Source organism: Bifidobacterium sp. ESL0825 (genome assembly GCF_052606465.1).
In genome coordinates this window covers 649,958-666,916 of the sequence record NZ_CP199589.1, presented here as the reverse complement: position 1 = coordinate 666,916, position 16,959 = coordinate 649,958, and the positions used below count along the sequence as shown (strand labels likewise).

Below are 16,959 nucleotides of genomic sequence, written 5' to 3'. Positions count from 1 at the left end.
TAAGGCCAAGAGGGCTCTGTCTACTAGCAAGATTCGGGCACTCAACGAGCAATGGTTTTTGTTTCCACCAAACATACCACCGGTATTTTTGAAAGGAGTTTTATGCAGGTGCTGAAGGCGGACGGAATTGTCCAAGCGTTTGAAGGCAGGGAGGTGCTGTCCGGACTGGATTTGACCCTGGGGCAGGGCGAGATTCTGGGCTTGCTAGGTGCCAACGGGGCTGGCAAGTCCACGCTGTTGAAGATCCTGACCGGAATGCAGAGGCCTGTCGGCGGCAGAGTCTGTTTTCTGGGGAGGCCTCTGAGCGAAGACTACCCGGGCAATCTGGCCAGGATGGGAGTGTTCATCAACGAGCCGGTCTTTTATGAGTCCCTCAGCGCTAGGGAGAATCTTGAGATTGACCTGACCTACCTGGCATTGGCAGACCGGGAGCATAGGGATGCCGAGCCTACCGGGATCAGCCAACTTTTGGACAAGGTCGGTTTGGCCGCCGATTCAGCCACGCCTGTCGGCAGGTATTCCATGGGCATGAGGCAGAGGCTGGCCCTGGCCAGGTGCATAGGCCATCATCCTGACCTTTACCTACTGGACGAACCGCTCAACGGACTGGACCCTGTGGCCATCGGACAGCTGCGAGATAGCCTGCGCAGCCTGGCAGCCCAGGGGAGTGCAATCCTCTTTTCCAGCCACATTCTCTCCGAAGTGTTGCGCACGGCCGACCACGTGATGGTCGTGGCGGACGGCAGAGTCAGCCTGCGGGCCAGCGTGCCGGAGCTCCTCAATCAGGGCCAGGAGGTCGCCGAGCGAACCCTGGTCAAGGCCATGGAGGGCTGATATGAAGACGCTGCTGAAATTAGAACTGAAAAAGACCAGGCTATGGCCCTGCATCTTCGGAGGGCTGGCAGTAGTGGCCGCAGCCTTGGCCATCGGAGGCATGTTCCTGGCCATTGGCCACACTAGCGGACAGTCAGATCCTCGGTTGTCAAGCCTGGCCTTCGTGCTGCAGATGGCCATGGTCATCCTTCTGGTGGGCTTTTCCCTGGTGGCTGCTGCCCTCTGCAACCTGGTCTTCATTGAGCCCTATACGGGGAGGAACCTGGCGCTCACCCTCTCATTGCCCATATCGCGAAGCCGAATCCTGCTGGCCAAGTTGATCTTCGTCGGCCTCTTCACTGCGCTCTCCTACTTGGCTGGGACGGCCATCACCCTGACCGTCATGCTACTGATCGACCGTCTTGTGGGTTCGCTTGGAACGGGCTCGCCAGGCAGTCTGCTTGAAGAGGTTCTCCTCATGCTGGTTACCAGCCTTGCCGGACTGGTGGGGTTGGTTGGCATCGCCCTCTCTATAGGCTTCTGGAAGCGTTCGCTGCCCATCATGTTCGCGGTCCTGCTCCTGCTGGACGCTGTAGTGGGCAACTTGCTCTCCCAATCCCCGCTACTGTCTGCTCTGCTGCTTCTGATCATCTTTCTGGTCTCCCTGCCGGCATGGTGGCTGCTTCATCGGACCCTCATGAAGATCGAACTGCCCTGATCGACGGCTGACCATGCAGGAGCTTCTGAAGAACAAGCCTTTTGTGACCATGGTTCTGGCCAGTCTGTTGAATACGGTCGGAGGCGAGCTCTTCAACATCGTTTTCATCGTATATGCCCAGACCATGCCCTTTGCCGGACTGGCTGTTTCCATAGCCTCAATGGCCTTGGTGGCTCCAGCCCTGACGGCCATCCTGACCGGATACCTGGCCGACAGGACCGTGCACAAGACGCGGATGCAAGTGGCAATCAAGCTGGTTCAGGTGTGTATCTATCTGGTTATTGCCATAATGATCGGCAGGTCCAAGAGCCTGTCCGTCTTTCTGCTGCTGGTAGCCATGGACATGACATCTTCCATGTTGGAGGGATATGCAGGAAGTCTGTGGATGCCGGTCCTCAAACACCTGGTCCAGCCAGGCCAGCTCCATCAGGCGACCTCAATCACCTCCGCTGCATCCAATGTCGCGGCTGTCATCAGTGCAGGCGGAGGTGCGGTGTTGATCGCTATCCTGGGCAACAGATTCGCTGTATTCGCGCTGATCAATGCTGCCACCTTTCTGCTGGCGGGAATTTTGGTGGCCATTGGCTATAAGGCATTCGCCAGGGCGGAGGTCACAGGCAATGGTTCACCTGTGGGCAAGCATGTGGGCCTGTCCTCCAGCCTCCGTATGGCCTTGAGGGAGTTCCGCAGCTCTACATTCCTGGTCCTGATGGTGGGCTTCGGCTGTCTGGTCAACCTTCTGGGGACGGCTCTGCAGCCCCTGCTCAATCTGGGGCTGATTTCCATGCCCGAGGTCTGGTGGGGAAGCTACGGCACAACCATAGCCGTAATCAACGGCATCTCCTCGCTGGGACTTATCCTTGGCGCACTCCTTGCCGCAGATCCGCTCAGGCGGCTGCCCATGGCCCATTTGCTGACCGGAGTCATGGCCGCAGCCGCCATGGTAGGGATCAACCTGGTATGGCTGCGCATTCCTGCCCTGCTGTTCCTCCCGCTCCTGGTCATGAACTATCTTTTGGGCAAGATCAACCCTCGGTTCATGACCATGCTCATCAGCACAGTGGGTGAGGACCACCTGGCTGCAACTATGGGAGTGGTACAGACTGTCATGATGATAGGGGCGCCTCTGGGGCAGATGATTTTTCTAACGCTGGGAAATCTGGTCGGCATCGCCATCACCATGTCGATTTATGCGAGTCTGACGGGCCTTCTGGCTCTGACGATTCTCCTTACAGGATTGCTAGGCATGAATGCCAGGGACCCCACCCCCGACATGGGACGAAGGCAAAAGTCGGGCTAGCCGGATTTGAACCGGCGACATCCTGCACCCAAAGCAGGCGCGCTACCAAGCTGCGCTATAGCCCGGCACCCATAGGCATCACCGTATGGGCACAATGTATCAATATAGCACAGGGTCGGGTCCAGGCCGGTCCTGTGGGGGTGAGCAGGGAGCAAGAACAGCTCTGCGCCTGCGGTTACCATGGTGACCATGACAGTGGAAGAGACATGGGCGGCGCCGCAGGCCGATGGCCCCTTGGAAGCAACGGTGACCATACCGGGAAGCAAGTCCCTCTCGAACAGGTATCTGATTCTGGCGGCCCTGGGAAGCCGCCCCGTCAGGCTGACTGGTCTGCTCAGGTCGCGTGATACGGACCTGATGATCGGGGCCCTGGCGGCCCTTGGCGTGGACTGTCGGGTTGACCCGAACAAGGCTACGAATGTGACTGTCATTCCACCGGCAGGCGGGCGATTCCGCGGTGGCGCTCGCGTGGACTGCGGACTGGCCGGAACCGTCATGCGCTTTGTGCCGGGCCTGGCCATGCTGGCTGATGGCCCCACACGATTCGACGGAGACGAGCAGGCCTATCGCCGTCCCATGAGGCCCCTGTTGGACGGCCTGACCCAGCTGGGAGCCAAGATCGAGTACCTGGGCCAGGAGGGCTTCCTGCCCTTTGTGCTCACACCGCCGGATCGCCTGGTGGGTAGGGAGGTGACCATAGACTCCTCGGCTTCTTCGCAGTTCATTTCCGGCCTCCTGCTGCTGGCTGCCAGGGTTGATGGCACTATGACCATCGTTCACTCTGGCCAGCATCTTCCCAGTCTTCCGCACATCGCCATGACCGTTGAGGACCTGCGTCAGGCCGGAGTCCGGGTCCAGGCCAATCCCGACCGCTGCAGGTGGAGCGTTGAGGGCAGAGGGACTGCAGGGACAGGGCTGCCTGATCAGGTCCAGGTGGAGCCCGACCTGTCGAATGCGGCCCCTTTCCTGGGAGCGGCTTTGATAGGAGGTGGGCAGGTCAGCGTGCCCAACTGGCCAGACCATACCACCCAGCCAGGCGGCTTGCTGCCCGGGTATCTGACGACTATGGGCGCGAAGGTAGACATGGTTCCTGATGGGCAGGGCAGTCCCACCTGCAGGGTGACCGGGGGGGAAGCCATTCATGGACTCGGCGACTTCGACCTGTCCCCAGCAGGGGAGATCGTTCCCTCGATTGCGGCCATCCTGATCTTTGCCGATGGGCCCAGCCGCCTGCACGGCATTGGCCACCTGCGCGGTCATGAGACCAACCGTCTGAAGGCACTGGCCACGGAAATCACCAGAATAGGCGGTCAGGCCCGCGAACTGGACGACGGTCTGGCCATCGAGCCCGTGCCTGTTCAGCGTCTGCACGGGGCCGTCATGGAGACCTATGCCGACCATCGCATGGCCACTTTTGCCGCCATGATCGGGCTCAAGATACCTGGCATCCGAGTGCGCAACATCAGCACCACGGCCAAGACCATGCCCGACTTCCCGGGGATGTGGAAATGGGTGCTGGCAGGCGAGGGCCAAGGCTGAACCACAGCGATTCGAGCGAAAGGAGCCGTGTTATGAGCATCAAGGCTGAAAGGCAGACCTGGCAGGAGGATCTGGACCTGGCCATCGCCATGGCCGACCAGGCGGATCAGGTCACCACGGGCTACTTCAAGTCGCCGGATCTTCATGTGAAACGCAAGGCGGACAATACTCCGGTCACCCAGGCCGACAAAGAGGCGGAGGCAGTGATTCGTCGCGTTCTGGCCCAAGCAAGGCCGAACGATACCATCTATGCCGAGGAGCTGGGAAAGCAGGAGTCCAACGGCAGGCGGTGGATCATTGATCCCATTGACGGAACCAAGAACTATGTCCGCGGAGTACCCGTCTGGGCGACCCTGATCGGCTTGGAGGTAGACCATCAGATGGTGGTCGGTGCGGTCTCTGCCCCCATGTTGGGCACCCGCTGGTATGCTGCGCAGGGTCAGGGAGCCTACATGGCGCGCCAGGGCGAGGCCCCCAAGGCCATCCACGTATCAAGAGTGGATCGGATGGAAGACGCTTCCATGTCCTTGTCGTCGCTTACAGGGTGGAAGGCCATAGGCCGCCGGGAGCGGCTTCTCGACCTGACTGACCGGATCTGGCGTCTGCGCGGATTCGGCGACTTCTGGCAGTACATGCTCCTGGCCCAGGGTGCCATCGATCTGGCGGCCGAGCCGGAGCTGGACCTCTACGACATGGGTGCCCTGGTCCCCATCGTGACCGAGGCAGGCGGCAGTTTTACCGACCTCGCAGGCAACCCGGGTCCATGGGGTGGCAATGGTCTAGCCAGCAACGGTCTTCTGCACAAGGAGGCATTGGCGGCTTTGGGGGACTGACCTATAAGACATATAGGAAAAGGTCGGTGGCCACATGCATTGCCGTGGTCGCCGGCCTCTTTCTGCTCTTAGGACCAGGTTCCTAGAACCAAACCTTGAACTCAATCATCCCTCATTCAATCATCAATCAGATTGAGGGGAAAGGTCCGGTCAACGGTCAGGCCTGGAACTTGTTGCCGTAGGCATCGCCCTGGCGGGCGACGACCTCGGCCTGGCGGGCGATGGAGAGCTCCTCGTTGGTGGGGATGACGCAGACGGCGACCGTGCTGTCAGGAGCGGAGATGATCCGGGCCTCCTTGGACCGCTGGTCGTTCTTCTCCTGGTCCAGCTTCACGCCGAAGGGCGCCAGCTGCTCGATGACCCGACGGCGCACGATTTCATCGTTTTCGCCCACGCCGGCCGTGAAGGTGATGGCATCCAGGCCGCCCATCTGGGCCGTGTAGTTGCCGATGTAGCCGACAATGCGGTGAACGTAGATGTCCAGGGCCAGCTTGGCATCCTCGTCGCCCTCGGCGATCAGCTTGTGGACCTCGCGCATGTCGCCGTGGCCGGTCAGGCCGGTCATGCCGGAGCGCTTGTTGAAGAGGGTGTCCAGCTCGTCAACGCTCATGTGGGCGTTGCGGATCAGGTGGAAGACAACGGCAGGGTCGATGTCGCCGGTGCGCCCGCCCATGACCAGGCCCTCCAGAGGGGTCAGGCCCATGGAGGTCTCGACGGGATGCCCGGAGACCTGCGCCGAAGCGGAAGCCCCGTTGCCGATGTGCAGGACGATCTGCCGCAGACCCTCTGCAGGCTTGCCCAGCAGGCCGGGAACCAGCTGGCCCACATACTGGTGGCTGGTGCCATGGGCGCCGTAGCGACGGATGTGGTACTGCTTGGCGATGTCCTTGTTGAGGGCGTAGGTGGATGCCTTCTTGGGCAGTTCGAAGAAGAAGGAGGAATCGAAGACGAAGACCTGGGGGGTCTGCGGCATCAGCCGGCTCATGACCTCGGCGCCTTCAGCCTCGGGTCCGTTGTGCAGGGGGGCCAGCACGGCCAGATCCTTGACCTGGCTCAGGGTCTTCTTGGTCAGGAGTGCAGGCTTGGGGAAGATTGCTCCACCCTGGACGACTCGGTGGCCGACGGCGATGATGCCGGCCTTGTCCAGATCAGGTCCATACTCCTTGAAGAAGCCCAGGACACGCTTGAGCCCGACCTCATGGTCGTGGATGGGCTCCTCAAGCTCGTGCTTTTCGCCGTTGACCTCATGCTTGTAATGGCCGTCGGTGGGCTCGCCGATCTTCTCGACCAGACCCGAGGCCAGGCTCTGACTGGTCTCCAGATCGACCAGCTGGTACTTGATCGAGCTTGAACCCGAATTGATGACTAGGACGGTTTTCGCCATTGGGGCATCCTCCTGATGTGCTTGTATAGAGCCTGCGCTCCTCAATCAGTCTTCAAGATTACTCGTCGGCCCTTACAAGGCGCGGTATATAGCCAGGCCGACATGGTTTTGGGGCTGCTGCCGGAACCTTCTTGAAGATAAGATCCAGCAGCAGCCCCAGTGGTTTGCATAGACGTTATAAGACGGTCGTCAGTCCTGGGCCTCGACGGCGGTCAAGGCCATGGTGTTGATGATGTCGGCCACCAGAGCGCCGCGGGAGAGGTCGTTGACTGGTTTATTGAGGCCTTGCAGCACCGGTCCGATGGCCAGGGCGCCCGAGGTGCGCTGTACGGCCTTGTAGCCGATGTTGCCGGCGCTCAGGCTGGGGAAGACGAAGACGTTGACCGTTCCGGCGACCGGATCGCCCTTGGCCTTGGTGGCCGCCACAGTGGGGGACCAGGCCGCGTCGAACTGGATGGGGCCCACGATGGGCAGGTCCGGCGCCTTCTCCTTGGCCAGGCGGGTGGCCTCTTCCACCAGGTCCACATCCGGGCCCTTGCCCGAGCCCAGGGTGGAGTAGGAGAGCATGCCCACTCGCGGGTCCACGCCGAAGGAGCGGGCCGTCTGGGCCGACTGAATGGCTATGTCAGCCAGCTGTTCGGATGACGGGTTGAGATTGATGGCGCAGTCGGCGAAGACCGCCACATGGTCGGGGAAGCACATGAGGAATGCTCCGGATACCAGCGAGGCGCCCGGCTTGGTCTTGATCACCTGCAGGGCTGGGCGGACCGTGTTGGCGGTTGAGTTGATGGAGCCGGACACCAGGCCGTCGGCCTTGCCCAGCACGACCAGCATGGTGCCGAAGTAGGAGGGATCGGCCAGCTGCTTGCGTGCCTGCTCCGGGGTCATGCCCTTCTTGGCGCGCAGCTGGCAGAGGCGATCGACCATGGGTGCCAGCACCTGCTCGTCGTCCATGGGCTGGAAGGAGGCCTTGTCCAGGTTGTTGAGGCCAAGCTCCTTGCCGCGAGCCAGAATGGAATCCTTGTCGCCCACGATGATCAGGTCGACGATGTTGCGGGCCAGCAGGTAGTCGGCCGCCTTGATGATGCGATCCTCGCCGCCTTCGGGCAGGACTATGGTCTTCCTGTTGGCCTTGGCCTTGGCCAGCAGATCGTTCTGGAATGCTACAGGCGTGGTGGCCTTGGGGCTGGTGGCGTCGACGGCCTTCACCACCTGGTCGACGTCCACCTCCTGCTGGAATGTCTGGCTGGTGGCCTGGCGGGCCTGATCGGCGGACGGATCCGTGTCGAAGTCCATCTTGGAGACGGTCCAGGTCGGCAGATCATATTCTTGGAAGGCCTGAGCAAGAGGCGCCTTCTGCTCAGACTGGCATCCGGTGATGAAGATCCCGGCAAGCACGGCTCCCTGGGCCTCGATGGTCCGGCGGCAGGCAGCCACGGTCTTCATGACCTGGCCGGGTTCCCTGCCGATGGTGCAGACGGCCAGCATGACCGGGGACCTCAGGTCGGCGGCGATCTGTGCATTGAGAGCAAACAGGCCGGGGTCGAAGAGCTTTGAGGCATCGCTGCCCACGATCAGGACGCGCTCTGGATGGGTGGCCTCCATCAGACCGTCATAGGCGTTGAGGACATCGGCCCGGGTCTGCATGGTGTCCTCAGTGGCGTGCCCAGGGCACTTGCCACGGCAGATCTCCGGATCCGTGCCGGGGAATGAACTGGCTGCAACCAGTTCCGGGGTCAATGGGTGCTTCCTGCAGGCGATTGGCCTGAATACGGCCGTTTTGGCTTTGGCGCTCAGGGCCTTGGTCAGGCCGTAGGCCACGACATTGCGGCCGTTGGCGGCTTCTGGGCTGATGATGGTGATGCTTGCAAGACTCACTGTGTCTTCTCCTGTCCGGATGTGGTTGCCTTGATGACTGCTTTGTTCACAACCTTGTCCAGTATACAGAAACCGCCCGCCATGCGGGCTGCGCATGACGGGCGGTTTCAGGGTCGGATCAGCGTATCACTCGTTGTCTCCGGCGGTTGCGGCGGTGGCGGAGATGGTCTCCTGGCCGGCGCGGTTGGCATCGGGCCAGACCCAATCGGTGTAATCGGGGTGGTCGTAGCCCTTGTCCACGGCGAACTGGAAGGCCTCGTCGCGGAACTTGGTCCACTTGTCGATCTGGTCGGCGTACTTGCCGGCATCCACCAGCTTCAGGGCGGAGGCGGCCAGGCACCAACGATCCATGTTGTTGACGCGCACCATGTCGAACGGCGTGGTGGTGGAGCCCTGCTCCTCGTAGCCATGCACGGAGAAGTTGTCGTGGTTGGGACGTCCGTGGATCAGGCGGTAGATGGAGCCGGGGTAGGCGTGGAAGGCGAACAGGACCGGCTTGTCCTTGCTGAAGAGCTCGGTGAACTCCTCGTCGGACAGGGCCTGATCGTTCTCCTCGGTGTCCTGGATCTTCAGCAGGTCGACCACGTTGACGAACTGAACCTTGAGGCCCAGCTTCTGCAGCATGTCGTCGGCGGCCAGGGCCTCCTGGGTGGGGATGTCGCCCGCGGTGGCGATGACGACATCAGCATCCTCAGCATCCTTGGCGTTGGAGGCCCAATCCCAACGGGCGGCCCCCTTCTCCAGCTCGGCGGCGGCCTCGTCCACGCTCTGGTAGGTGGCGGCGGGCTGCTTGCCGGCGAAGATGGCGTTGATGCAGTTGGTCGACTTGTAGCAACGCTCGCCCACGTTCAGCAGCATGTTGGCATCGGCGGGGAAGTAGATGTTGACCACGTGATCGTTGTTGAAGTTCTTGTTCAGCAGGATGTCGACGAAGCCGGGATCCTGGTGGGAGAACCCGTTGTGGTCCTGACGCCAGACGTGCGAGGTGACCAGGAGGTTCAGTCCGGCGATGGGCTTGCGCCACGGGATTTCGCGGACGGTGGCCTCCAGCCACTTGGCGTGCTGGTTGATCATGGAGTCGATGACGTGCACGAAGGACTCGTAGGAGCTCCAGATGCCGTGGCGCCCGGTCAGCAGGTATCCCTCCAGGAAGCCTTCCATCTGGTGCTCGGAGAGCTGCTCGATGACCTGGCCGGTGTGGGCCATATGCTCGTCGGTCAGCTCCGACAGGTAGTCGGCATCCCACTGCTTGTTGGTCACTTCGTAGGCAGCGGCCAGACGGTTGGAAGCCGTCTCATCGGGCCCGAAGATGCGGAAGTCGGTGGGGTTCTTGGCCAGTACGTCGCGGGTGTAGTAGCCCAGGACGCGGGTAGCCTCGGTGGCGCCCCAGCCGTGGCCGTGCTTCTTGATGTCGATCTCGTAGTCGTGGATGTCAGGCAGCTCCAGCGGCTTGAGCAGCCGGCCGCCGTTGGCGTTGGGGTTCTCGCCGATGCGCAGGTCGCCCTTGGGCATGAAGCTGGTGACCTCGGGACGCAGGGTGCCCTTCTCGTCGAAGAGCTCCTCGGGCTTGTAGGAGGCCAGCCAGTTCTTGAGGATCTGGAAGTGGGCCTCGGTGTCGCGGGCGGAGGTCAGCGGCACCTGGTGGGCGCGCCAGGATCCTTCGGTCTTCTTGCCGTCGATGAACTTGGGGCAGGTCCAGCCCTTGGGGGTGCGGAAGATGATCATGGGGTAGAAGGGACGGGTCATGTCGTCGGTTTCGGCCCGGGCCTTGATGTCACAGATCTTGTCGAAGACGGTCTCCAGCATGTCGGCGAAGCGACGGTGGATGGACAGATGGTCCTCGTCGTCGAACCCTGCAACGAACTCGAAGGGCTCATAACCCATGCCATGGAAGTACTCATGCAGCTCCTCGTCGGAGATGCGCGAGAGGATGGTCGGGTTGGCGATCTTGTAGCCGTTCAGATGCAGGATGGGCAGGACGATGCCGTCGGTGCGGGGGTTGACCAGCTTGTTGGACTGCCAGCCGGTGGCCAGAGGGCCGGTCTCGGCCTCGCCGTCGCCCACGATGCAGGGCACGAAGAGGCTGGGGTTGTTCATGATGGCGCCGTAGGCGTGGGAGAGGGCATAGCCCAGCTCGCCGCCCTCGTGGATGGACCCGGGGGTCTCAGGCGCGAAGTGGGAGGGGATGCCGCCCGGGTAGGAGAACTGGCGGAAGAACTTCTGCAGGCCAGCCTCATCGTTGGTGATCTTGGGGTAGTACTCGCTGTAGGTGCCGTCCAGGTAGGACTGCGAGGTGCCGGCGGGGCCGCCGTGGCCGGGGCCCATGATGATTACGGTGTTCTGCTGATGGTCGGCGATCAGACGGTTGATATGGCCCAGCAGGAAGTTCAGGCCGGGGGTGGTGCCCCAGTGGCCGACCAGACGATGCTTGACATCCTCCCGAGTGAAGGGCTCCTTCATCAGGGGGTTGCTGCGAAGATAAATCTGTCCGATGGAAAGATAGTTGGCCGCCCGCCAATACTTGTCGACGGCCTCGAGGGTCTCCTCGGCGATTGGGGTCTCCAGCTTCGCCCAAGGGGTGCCGATAACAGGATTCGTCATGTGTACTCCTGCACTATAGTGCGATTGTTTATTTACTTCGGTTACGGGCTCGTACGGTGTCATTTCAGGCATCCGTCGGGTTCGTACCCAATGCCTACATGGTACGTGAACGAGCAGACTTTTCTGAACGTTTTCTTGCAGTGTGTGTTCGCTCTTGTGAGAAAATGCGAGGGAATTGTCTGCTTGCAGACTTGAATTTCCGCCGGGGGTGCCGACCAGGGCTCAATGACGGTAGCATTGTCGAAAACTGCAACCATACTGGACTTGTTCGAGGGCCTCGAATCGTCGCTCCCGGGCATCCATGGCAGATACAGCATACCTATATATAAGGAGTCTTATGGCACAGGGTCCCGTCCTGGTGGTCGATTTCGGTGCGCAGTACGCCCAGCTGATCGCTCGTCGAGTCAGGGAGGCGGGGGTCTACTCCGAGCTGGTGCCTCATTCGATGAGCCTGGACCAGATGCTGGCCAAGGATCCCAAGGCGGTCATCCTTTCCGGCGGACCGGCCTCCGTCTACGTGGACGGGGCACCTTCCATAGATAAGAGGATTTTCGAGGCAGGGGTGCCCGTGCTGGGCATCTGCTACGGCTTCCAGGTCATGGCCCATGAGCTGGGCGGCGAGGTGGACAAGGCGGCCCTGGGGGAGTACGGCAAGACCGAGGCCTTCATCGACAGCGCCAAGGGAATACTGCAGGATTCGCCCGCGCGGCAGGATGTATGGATGAGCCATGGCGTCGCCGTCAATCGAGCGCCCGAAGGCTTTGAGGTTCTGGCGCATACCGAGGGTGCCCCGGTGGCGGCCATGCAGGATCCTTCCCGGGGGCTGTACGGGGTCCAGTGGCATCCCGAGGTGACCAACACCCCTCTGGGGCAGGACCTGATTGACCGCTTCCTGCACCAGTGCGCCGGACTGCCGTCGGACTGGAACGCCTCGGGCATCATCGAGCAGCAGGTGGAGAAGATCCGTCGCACGGTGGGCGACGACCAGGTCATCTGCGGCCTGTCGGGCGGCGTCGATTCAGCCGTGGCGGCCGCTCTGGTCCACAGGGCCGTCGGCGATCAGCTGACCTGCGTCTTTGTGGATCATGGGCTCTTGCGCAAGGGGGAGGCCGAGCAGGTCAAGCATGATTTCGTAGCCGCCACTGGCATCAAGCTGATTGCCGTGGATGCCTCGCAGGACTTCCTGACCGCCCTCAAGGGCGTTTCCGAACCAGAGCGCAAGCGCAAGATCATCGGCGAGAAGTTCATCCGCACCTTTGAAAAGGCCCAGCGGCAGGTGATTGAGGAGGCCGGCAAGACCGGCAAGGAAGTCAAGTTCCTGGTGCAGGGCACGCTCTACCCCGACGTGGTCGAATCGGGCGGCGGAGACGGAGCGGCCAATATCAAGTCCCACCACAATGTGGGCGGTCTGCCCAAGGACGTCAAGTTCCAGCTGATCGAGCCCCTGCGCACCCTCTTCAAGGACGAGGTCCGGGCCATCGGCACCGAACTGGGCCTGCCTGACCAGATCGTCTGGCGTCAGCCCTTCCCGGGCCCTGGTCTGGGCATCCGCATCATCGGCGAGATCACCCGTGAACGTTTGGAGACCCTGCGTGAGGCTGACGCCATCGCCCGCGAGGAGCTGTCCAAGGCTGGGCTGGATCGGCAGATCTGGCAGTGCCCGGTGGTGCTGCTGGCCAATGTGCATTCAGTAGGTGTGCAGGGCGACGAGCGTACCTATGGTTCGCCGATCGTGCTGCGTCCGGTCTCCTCCGAGGACGCCATGACCGCTGATTGGACACGGCTGCCCTATGATGTGCTGTCTACTATCTCCACGCGGATTACCAACGAGTGCCCGGGCATCAACCGCGTGGTTCTGGACTGCACCTCCAAGCCCCCGGCAACCATCGAGTGGGAGTGAGCATCTGGGCCGACAAGTTATATGTCGATACGTCATATGGTTCATCGGCCCATTCGGTAAGCTTCCGACTTCTTGAACGCCAATAGCCAATAACGGCAGTACCAATAGGAGAGCTCAAGTGTCGCAACTGCTCATCTGATGGGCGCTTTCAGCGAGCGTTCATATTCCTGCAACCATTCCTTGGTCACTGGCTCGATTCGTGTTCCGCCTTTGCCGTCTGGATTGGCCATGAGTATGCGTATCCGTTCGCCCTTCGTTGCTATGCAGAAGGTGAATTCTACGTTGGTGGCGACCCCCCATTCCCCTCTCCTGTTGAGAGCGATCAAAGAGATCTCGCCGGCCTTGCCGTATCGGTTCCTCAGGAGGTCGTCGAATTCGTAGACTGCGGAATCGCAGGCTTCCTGCGGGCTCAAGCCGCTTCCCATCAGGGCGACGATCCGGTAGGAGAGGCATCCTTTCATGATGTCTTCTCCCAATCCGGTGGCGGCCGCCCCTCCGATGGCGCTGTCCACGTAGAAGCCCGAGCCGGGCAGGGGGGAATCGCCTACTCTGCCCGGTTCCTTCATGAAGAGCCCTGATGTTGATGTGCTGGCAGCCATCGAACCCTGCATATCCAAGGAGATGGTCCCGACCGTATCGTGCCCTCGATAGGGGCCGGCAGATTCCGGTCTTGCGGTCTTGGCGGCTTCCAGCTCCCAGCGCTCTCTGGCCCTATCCGTCAGCATATTGCGCATTTCGAACCCGCTGACCTGGGCGTAACGGGTCGCCCCCTGCCCGACCAGAAAGCTGCTGGTATGGCGCCGGCTCAGCTGCCTGGCCACTGATATGGGATGGAGTACATGCTGGATGCCGGCCACAGCGCCCATTGCCATGCTGTTCCCGTCCATGAAGGCGGCGTCCATCTCCATCTCACCTTCCCGGTTGGGCAAGGCGCCATAACCGACGGAGGTGTAATCCGGGTTGGCCTCAACCTCTCGAATCAGCGTCTCGACAGCATCGCCCGCCTGGCCACCCTCCCCAAGACCGGAACTGGACTTGACCATACCTTCATAGGCCATTCGCCAGGTTGCGATGGATGCCCAGGTGGACTGATTCTGATTATGGCTGACTATCTGTGGGGATGAATCACTCATTTCCTTTGTTCTTTCTGTCGGCATGGACGTTGACTGCTCTTGAGCGGAGCGCGGATGCTGTTTTCGGGCAGAAGAGACAGCGGGTCCGCAGTCGGTCGACGAATGATCGAGCTGATATACCGTGCTCTTGATAGGGCGAGCCGTCGGCAGCGGGCTTGCTCTGCCCGCCTGCTGACGGCAACTTTGCCCTCTGTCCTATCTACTCTGCCAATGATAATTAATAAAGACACTTTTTGTTTCGGAATGTCCTGTCAGCGCTCCAATCGTTTGATAAGCATAAGCTCTTGCCTGCACCTCTCAAGGCTTACTTAAAAGGCCGGGATCCAGCAATTTGTTTGGTGATCGCTGGATATCGGATCCCGCAAATTCTGCATGACGCAACACCTTCGGCATGTACAGTTTTCAATTTGATATATACTATTAACAAACTATTATCTCTTGAAATAGTTCGGGACCAAGATGGTCCATTGAAACTAGTTGTTTGCAGTATATGAGTGAATCAATCGCTCGCCATCGCGAAGGGAATGCGATGACTGTTCCGAGGAAGGGACTTTCATGGAGTCGAAAGAGAAACAGGTGAATACCAGTTCACCGATTTTGATGTTGGGCATCTTGTCCATATCGTTCCTGATGTCGGTTTCCAATGCCGTTTCAGGGACAATCCCATTGATGAAGCAGTACTTTTCCAACATCTCGGAGGCCAACATCGAGCTGCTGGTCGTCATCCCCACAGGCGGCGTCCTGCTGGGAACCGTGGTCAGCGGCCTCATATCCAACAAGCTGGGCAAGAAGTACACGGTCCTTTTGGGACTCATCGTCTCCCTGGTCTTCGGAGTCATCCCTGCTTTCTTCTACAACTACCCGGCCATCTTCCTGTCGAGGGCCATGTTCGGCGTGGGCATGGGCATCTTCACCCCGCTGAGCGTCTCCTACATCACTGATGTCTTCCCTGAGAAAATCAGGAACAGGCTTCTGGGATGGAGGAACTCCGTAGGCGCCATCGGCGATTCGATCATGCTCTTCATTGCAGGGTTCCTGATCAACATCTCCTGGCATGCCACCTATCTGGTCTTCCTCTTCCTGATCGTGCCCATTGTCCTCGTCTCCCTTTTCGTCCCCAAGCGGCTTGATCGGGTCATTGTGGAGGATGGCAAGGAGGTCGAGGAGGACACCTCCATCAAGCCGTCCACCAACGGCGGCGTCATCCAGCTGGCCATTCTCTTCCTCTTCGTCTGCCTTTTCTATTCGGCCATCTCCCTGAAGCTGGCCAGCCATATGGTCGATTCACATATAGGCTCTGCAGCCGATGCCACCAGGATCTTCGGCTTCCTGGTGCTCTGCTCGATCATCTCCGGCATCGCCTTCGAACAGCTCGCCAAGTGGTGCGGACGATACACCGTCTTCATCTTCGAGGTGCTGACAGCAGTGGTCATGATCGCCATGCCCTTCACCAACTCCATTCCGGTCTTGCTGGTTCTGGTCCTGGTGGCAGGGTTCTGCAATGGCATCATCAATCCGGCTCTGACTGCCCGCATGGTGGCCTATTCGCCCAAGGGCTCCATGAACCTGACCACTTCGATCATCCTGATCGGCATCAACATCGGCTCCCTGGTGGCTCCTTACTTCTTCCAGGCTCTGGGCGGGGTGCTTGGCAAGAATGACCCAGGTTTCATGATCATGTGCGCAGGGGTCTGCTACGTGATCCTGGCCCTTTATGATGCCTTCGTCGTCAAGAAGGACAAGCTGACCATCTGAGGCCGGTCATTGCGATTCGTGTCAATCAACAGAAACAGAGGTAAATAATGAGCGATACCGTGGAATGGTTCAAGCAGGCCAAGTACGGCATGATGATCCACTGGGGTCTCTATTCACTCCTGGGAGGAGAGTACCAGGGGAAGTCGTCGAGCAACTATGCGGAATGGATCCAATCCAAGCTCCAGATCCCCAACAAGGAATACGAACGCCTGACCCAGGCCTTCAACCCGATTTATTTTGACGCTGATGCCATAGTCGACCTGGCCAAGCGCTGCGGCATGCAGTATCTGGTCGTCACCACAAAGCATCACGACGGTTTCGCCATGTACCGGTCGCTGGTGGATCCCTACAACGTCTATGACGCGACGCCCTTCCACAGGGATGTGATCGGCGAGCTGTCCTTGGCCTGCCGCAGGGCTGGTCTGCGATTTGGCCTCTACTATTCGCAGGATCTGGACTGGCATGAACCGGATGGGGGCGGATACCTCTCGAACGACATCGAGACTGCAGGCACCACCTGGGACAACAGCTGGGACTTCACAGGGGAGAAGAACTACGACCGTGCGTTCAAGCACAAGATCATGCCGCAGATCGAAGAGATCATGAGCAACTACGGGGAAATATCGGTCGCCTGGTTCGATGTTCCCATGACCCTCAGCGACGAGCAGAGCCAGACCATTTACGATACGGTCAAGCGTCTGCAGCCCGACTGCCTGATCAATTCCAGGCTGGGCAACGGCCGTTACGACTACGTCTCTCTGGGGGACAACGAGATTCCCGAAGATTCGGACGCCAGCGACAAGGCTACTTCGGATGGGAATGTCGATTACAACTCGATCGAAGGATTCAAGCCCTCCAAACTTGGCCTTTATGAGACCGCCGGGACCATCAACGATTCCTGGGGATTCTCCTATCATGACCAAAACTGGAAGAGCCCGCAGACCATTCACGATTACAAGGCCCATCTGAACAAGTACGGCATCAACTACCTGCTCAATATCGGTCTGGATGGATTGGGACGCGTCCCTATGGCGGCCGAGCAGGCACTCCTGGGGGCGCGAGCTCTGGAGGCCTGAAAAAACGGAATTCTGTGAATCAGCCAGAG

General features: G+C 60.2%; 12 protein-coding genes and 1 tRNA gene. 8 read left to right on the top strand and 5 right to left on the bottom strand.

Annotated features, from left to right (window positions below; all coding sequences use genetic code 11):
- The first annotated feature begins 102 nt into the window (after nucleotides 1-102).
- The 3 genes from ACUIAG_RS02930 to ACUIAG_RS02920 are packed head-to-tail and all read left to right on the top strand — an operon-like array spanning nucleotide 103 to nucleotide 2,831.
- Nucleotides 103-834: an ABC transporter ATP-binding protein gene (locus ACUIAG_RS02930; protein ID WP_445340114.1), complete on the top strand. Its 732-nt coding sequence runs from the start codon at nucleotides 103-105 to the stop codon at nucleotides 832-834.
- 1 nt (nucleotide 835) lies between these two features.
- Nucleotides 836-1,531 carry an ABC transporter permease gene (locus ACUIAG_RS02925; RefSeq protein ID WP_445340113.1) on the top strand — a complete coding sequence of 232 codons (696 nt, stop codon included), beginning with the start codon at nucleotides 836-838 and terminating at the stop codon, nucleotides 1,529-1,531.
- Nucleotides 1,532-1,544: 13 nt separating this feature from the next.
- Nucleotides 1,545-2,831 (top strand): MFS transporter, encoded by a 1,287-nt coding sequence (locus tag ACUIAG_RS02920; RefSeq protein WP_445340112.1) that lies wholly within the window; start codon nucleotides 1,545-1,547, stop codon nucleotides 2,829-2,831.
- On the opposite strand, the gene ACUIAG_RS02915 is transcribed toward ACUIAG_RS02920, so the two are convergent.
- Nucleotides 2,823-2,896: transfer RNA gene (locus ACUIAG_RS02915), tRNA-Pro, on the bottom strand. The two genes, ACUIAG_RS02920 and ACUIAG_RS02915, sit on opposite strands and share 9 nt — an antisense overlap.
- A 115-nt stretch (nucleotides 2,897-3,011) precedes the next feature.
- Here ACUIAG_RS02915 and aroA point away from each other — a divergent pair.
- On the top strand, nucleotides 3,012-4,370 hold the full coding sequence (gene aroA, locus ACUIAG_RS02910; RefSeq protein ID WP_445340111.1) for a 3-phosphoshikimate 1-carboxyvinyltransferase: 1,359 nt from the start codon (nucleotides 3,012-3,014) through the stop codon (nucleotides 4,368-4,370).
- A gap of 32 nt (nucleotides 4,371-4,402) precedes the next feature.
- Nucleotides 4,403-5,203 carry a histidinol-phosphatase gene (hisN, locus tag ACUIAG_RS02905; protein ID WP_445340110.1) on the top strand — a complete coding sequence of 267 codons (801 nt, stop codon included), beginning with the start codon at nucleotides 4,403-4,405 and terminating at the stop codon, nucleotides 5,201-5,203.
- Between the two features lie 157 nt (nucleotides 5,204-5,360).
- Here hisN and ACUIAG_RS02900 read toward each other — a convergent pair whose 3' ends face one another.
- The 3 genes from ACUIAG_RS02900 to ACUIAG_RS02890 form a co-directional block, all read right to left on the bottom strand.
- Nucleotides 5,361-6,587: an acetate/propionate family kinase gene (locus ACUIAG_RS02900; RefSeq protein WP_445340109.1), complete on the bottom strand. Its 1,227-nt coding sequence runs from the start codon at nucleotides 6,585-6,587 to the stop codon at nucleotides 5,361-5,363.
- A gap of 189 nt (nucleotides 6,588-6,776) precedes the next feature.
- Nucleotides 6,777-8,465, bottom strand: coding sequence for a phosphate acetyltransferase (gene pta / locus ACUIAG_RS02895; protein WP_445340108.1), 1,689 nt, complete (start codon nucleotides 8,463-8,465; stop codon nucleotides 6,777-6,779).
- Between the two features lie 126 nt (nucleotides 8,466-8,591).
- The gene (locus ACUIAG_RS02890) at nucleotides 8,592-11,066 is read right to left on the bottom strand and encodes a phosphoketolase (protein ID WP_045924542.1); all 2,475 of its coding nucleotides are present in this window, start codon (nucleotides 11,064-11,066) and stop codon (nucleotides 8,592-8,594) included.
- Between the two features lie 337 nt (nucleotides 11,067-11,403).
- Here ACUIAG_RS02890 and guaA point away from each other — a divergent pair, with 337 nt between their 5' ends.
- On the top strand, nucleotides 11,404-12,966 hold the full coding sequence (guaA, locus tag ACUIAG_RS02885) for a glutamine-hydrolyzing GMP synthase (protein WP_445340107.1): 1,563 nt from the start codon (nucleotides 11,404-11,406) through the stop codon (nucleotides 12,964-12,966).
- Nucleotides 12,967-13,097: 131 nt separating this feature from the next.
- On the opposite strand, the gene ACUIAG_RS02880 is transcribed toward guaA, so the two are convergent.
- Complete coding sequence (locus ACUIAG_RS02880) at nucleotides 13,098-14,099, bottom strand: N(4)-(beta-N-acetylglucosaminyl)-L-asparaginase (protein WP_445340106.1); 1,002 nt, start codon at nucleotides 14,097-14,099, stop codon at nucleotides 13,098-13,100.
- A gap of 555 nt (nucleotides 14,100-14,654) precedes the next feature.
- Here ACUIAG_RS02880 and ACUIAG_RS02875 point away from each other — a divergent pair.
- Nucleotides 14,655-15,854 (top strand): MFS transporter, encoded by a 1,200-nt coding sequence (locus tag ACUIAG_RS02875; protein ID WP_198200438.1) that lies wholly within the window; start codon nucleotides 14,655-14,657, stop codon nucleotides 15,852-15,854.
- Nucleotides 15,855-15,901: 47 nt separating this feature from the next.
- Nucleotides 15,902-16,930, top strand: a complete 1,029-nt coding sequence (locus ACUIAG_RS02870) for an alpha-L-fucosidase (protein WP_445340105.1) — start codon at nucleotides 15,902-15,904, stop codon at nucleotides 16,928-16,930.
- The last annotated feature ends 29 nt before the right edge of the window (nucleotides 16,931-16,959 follow it).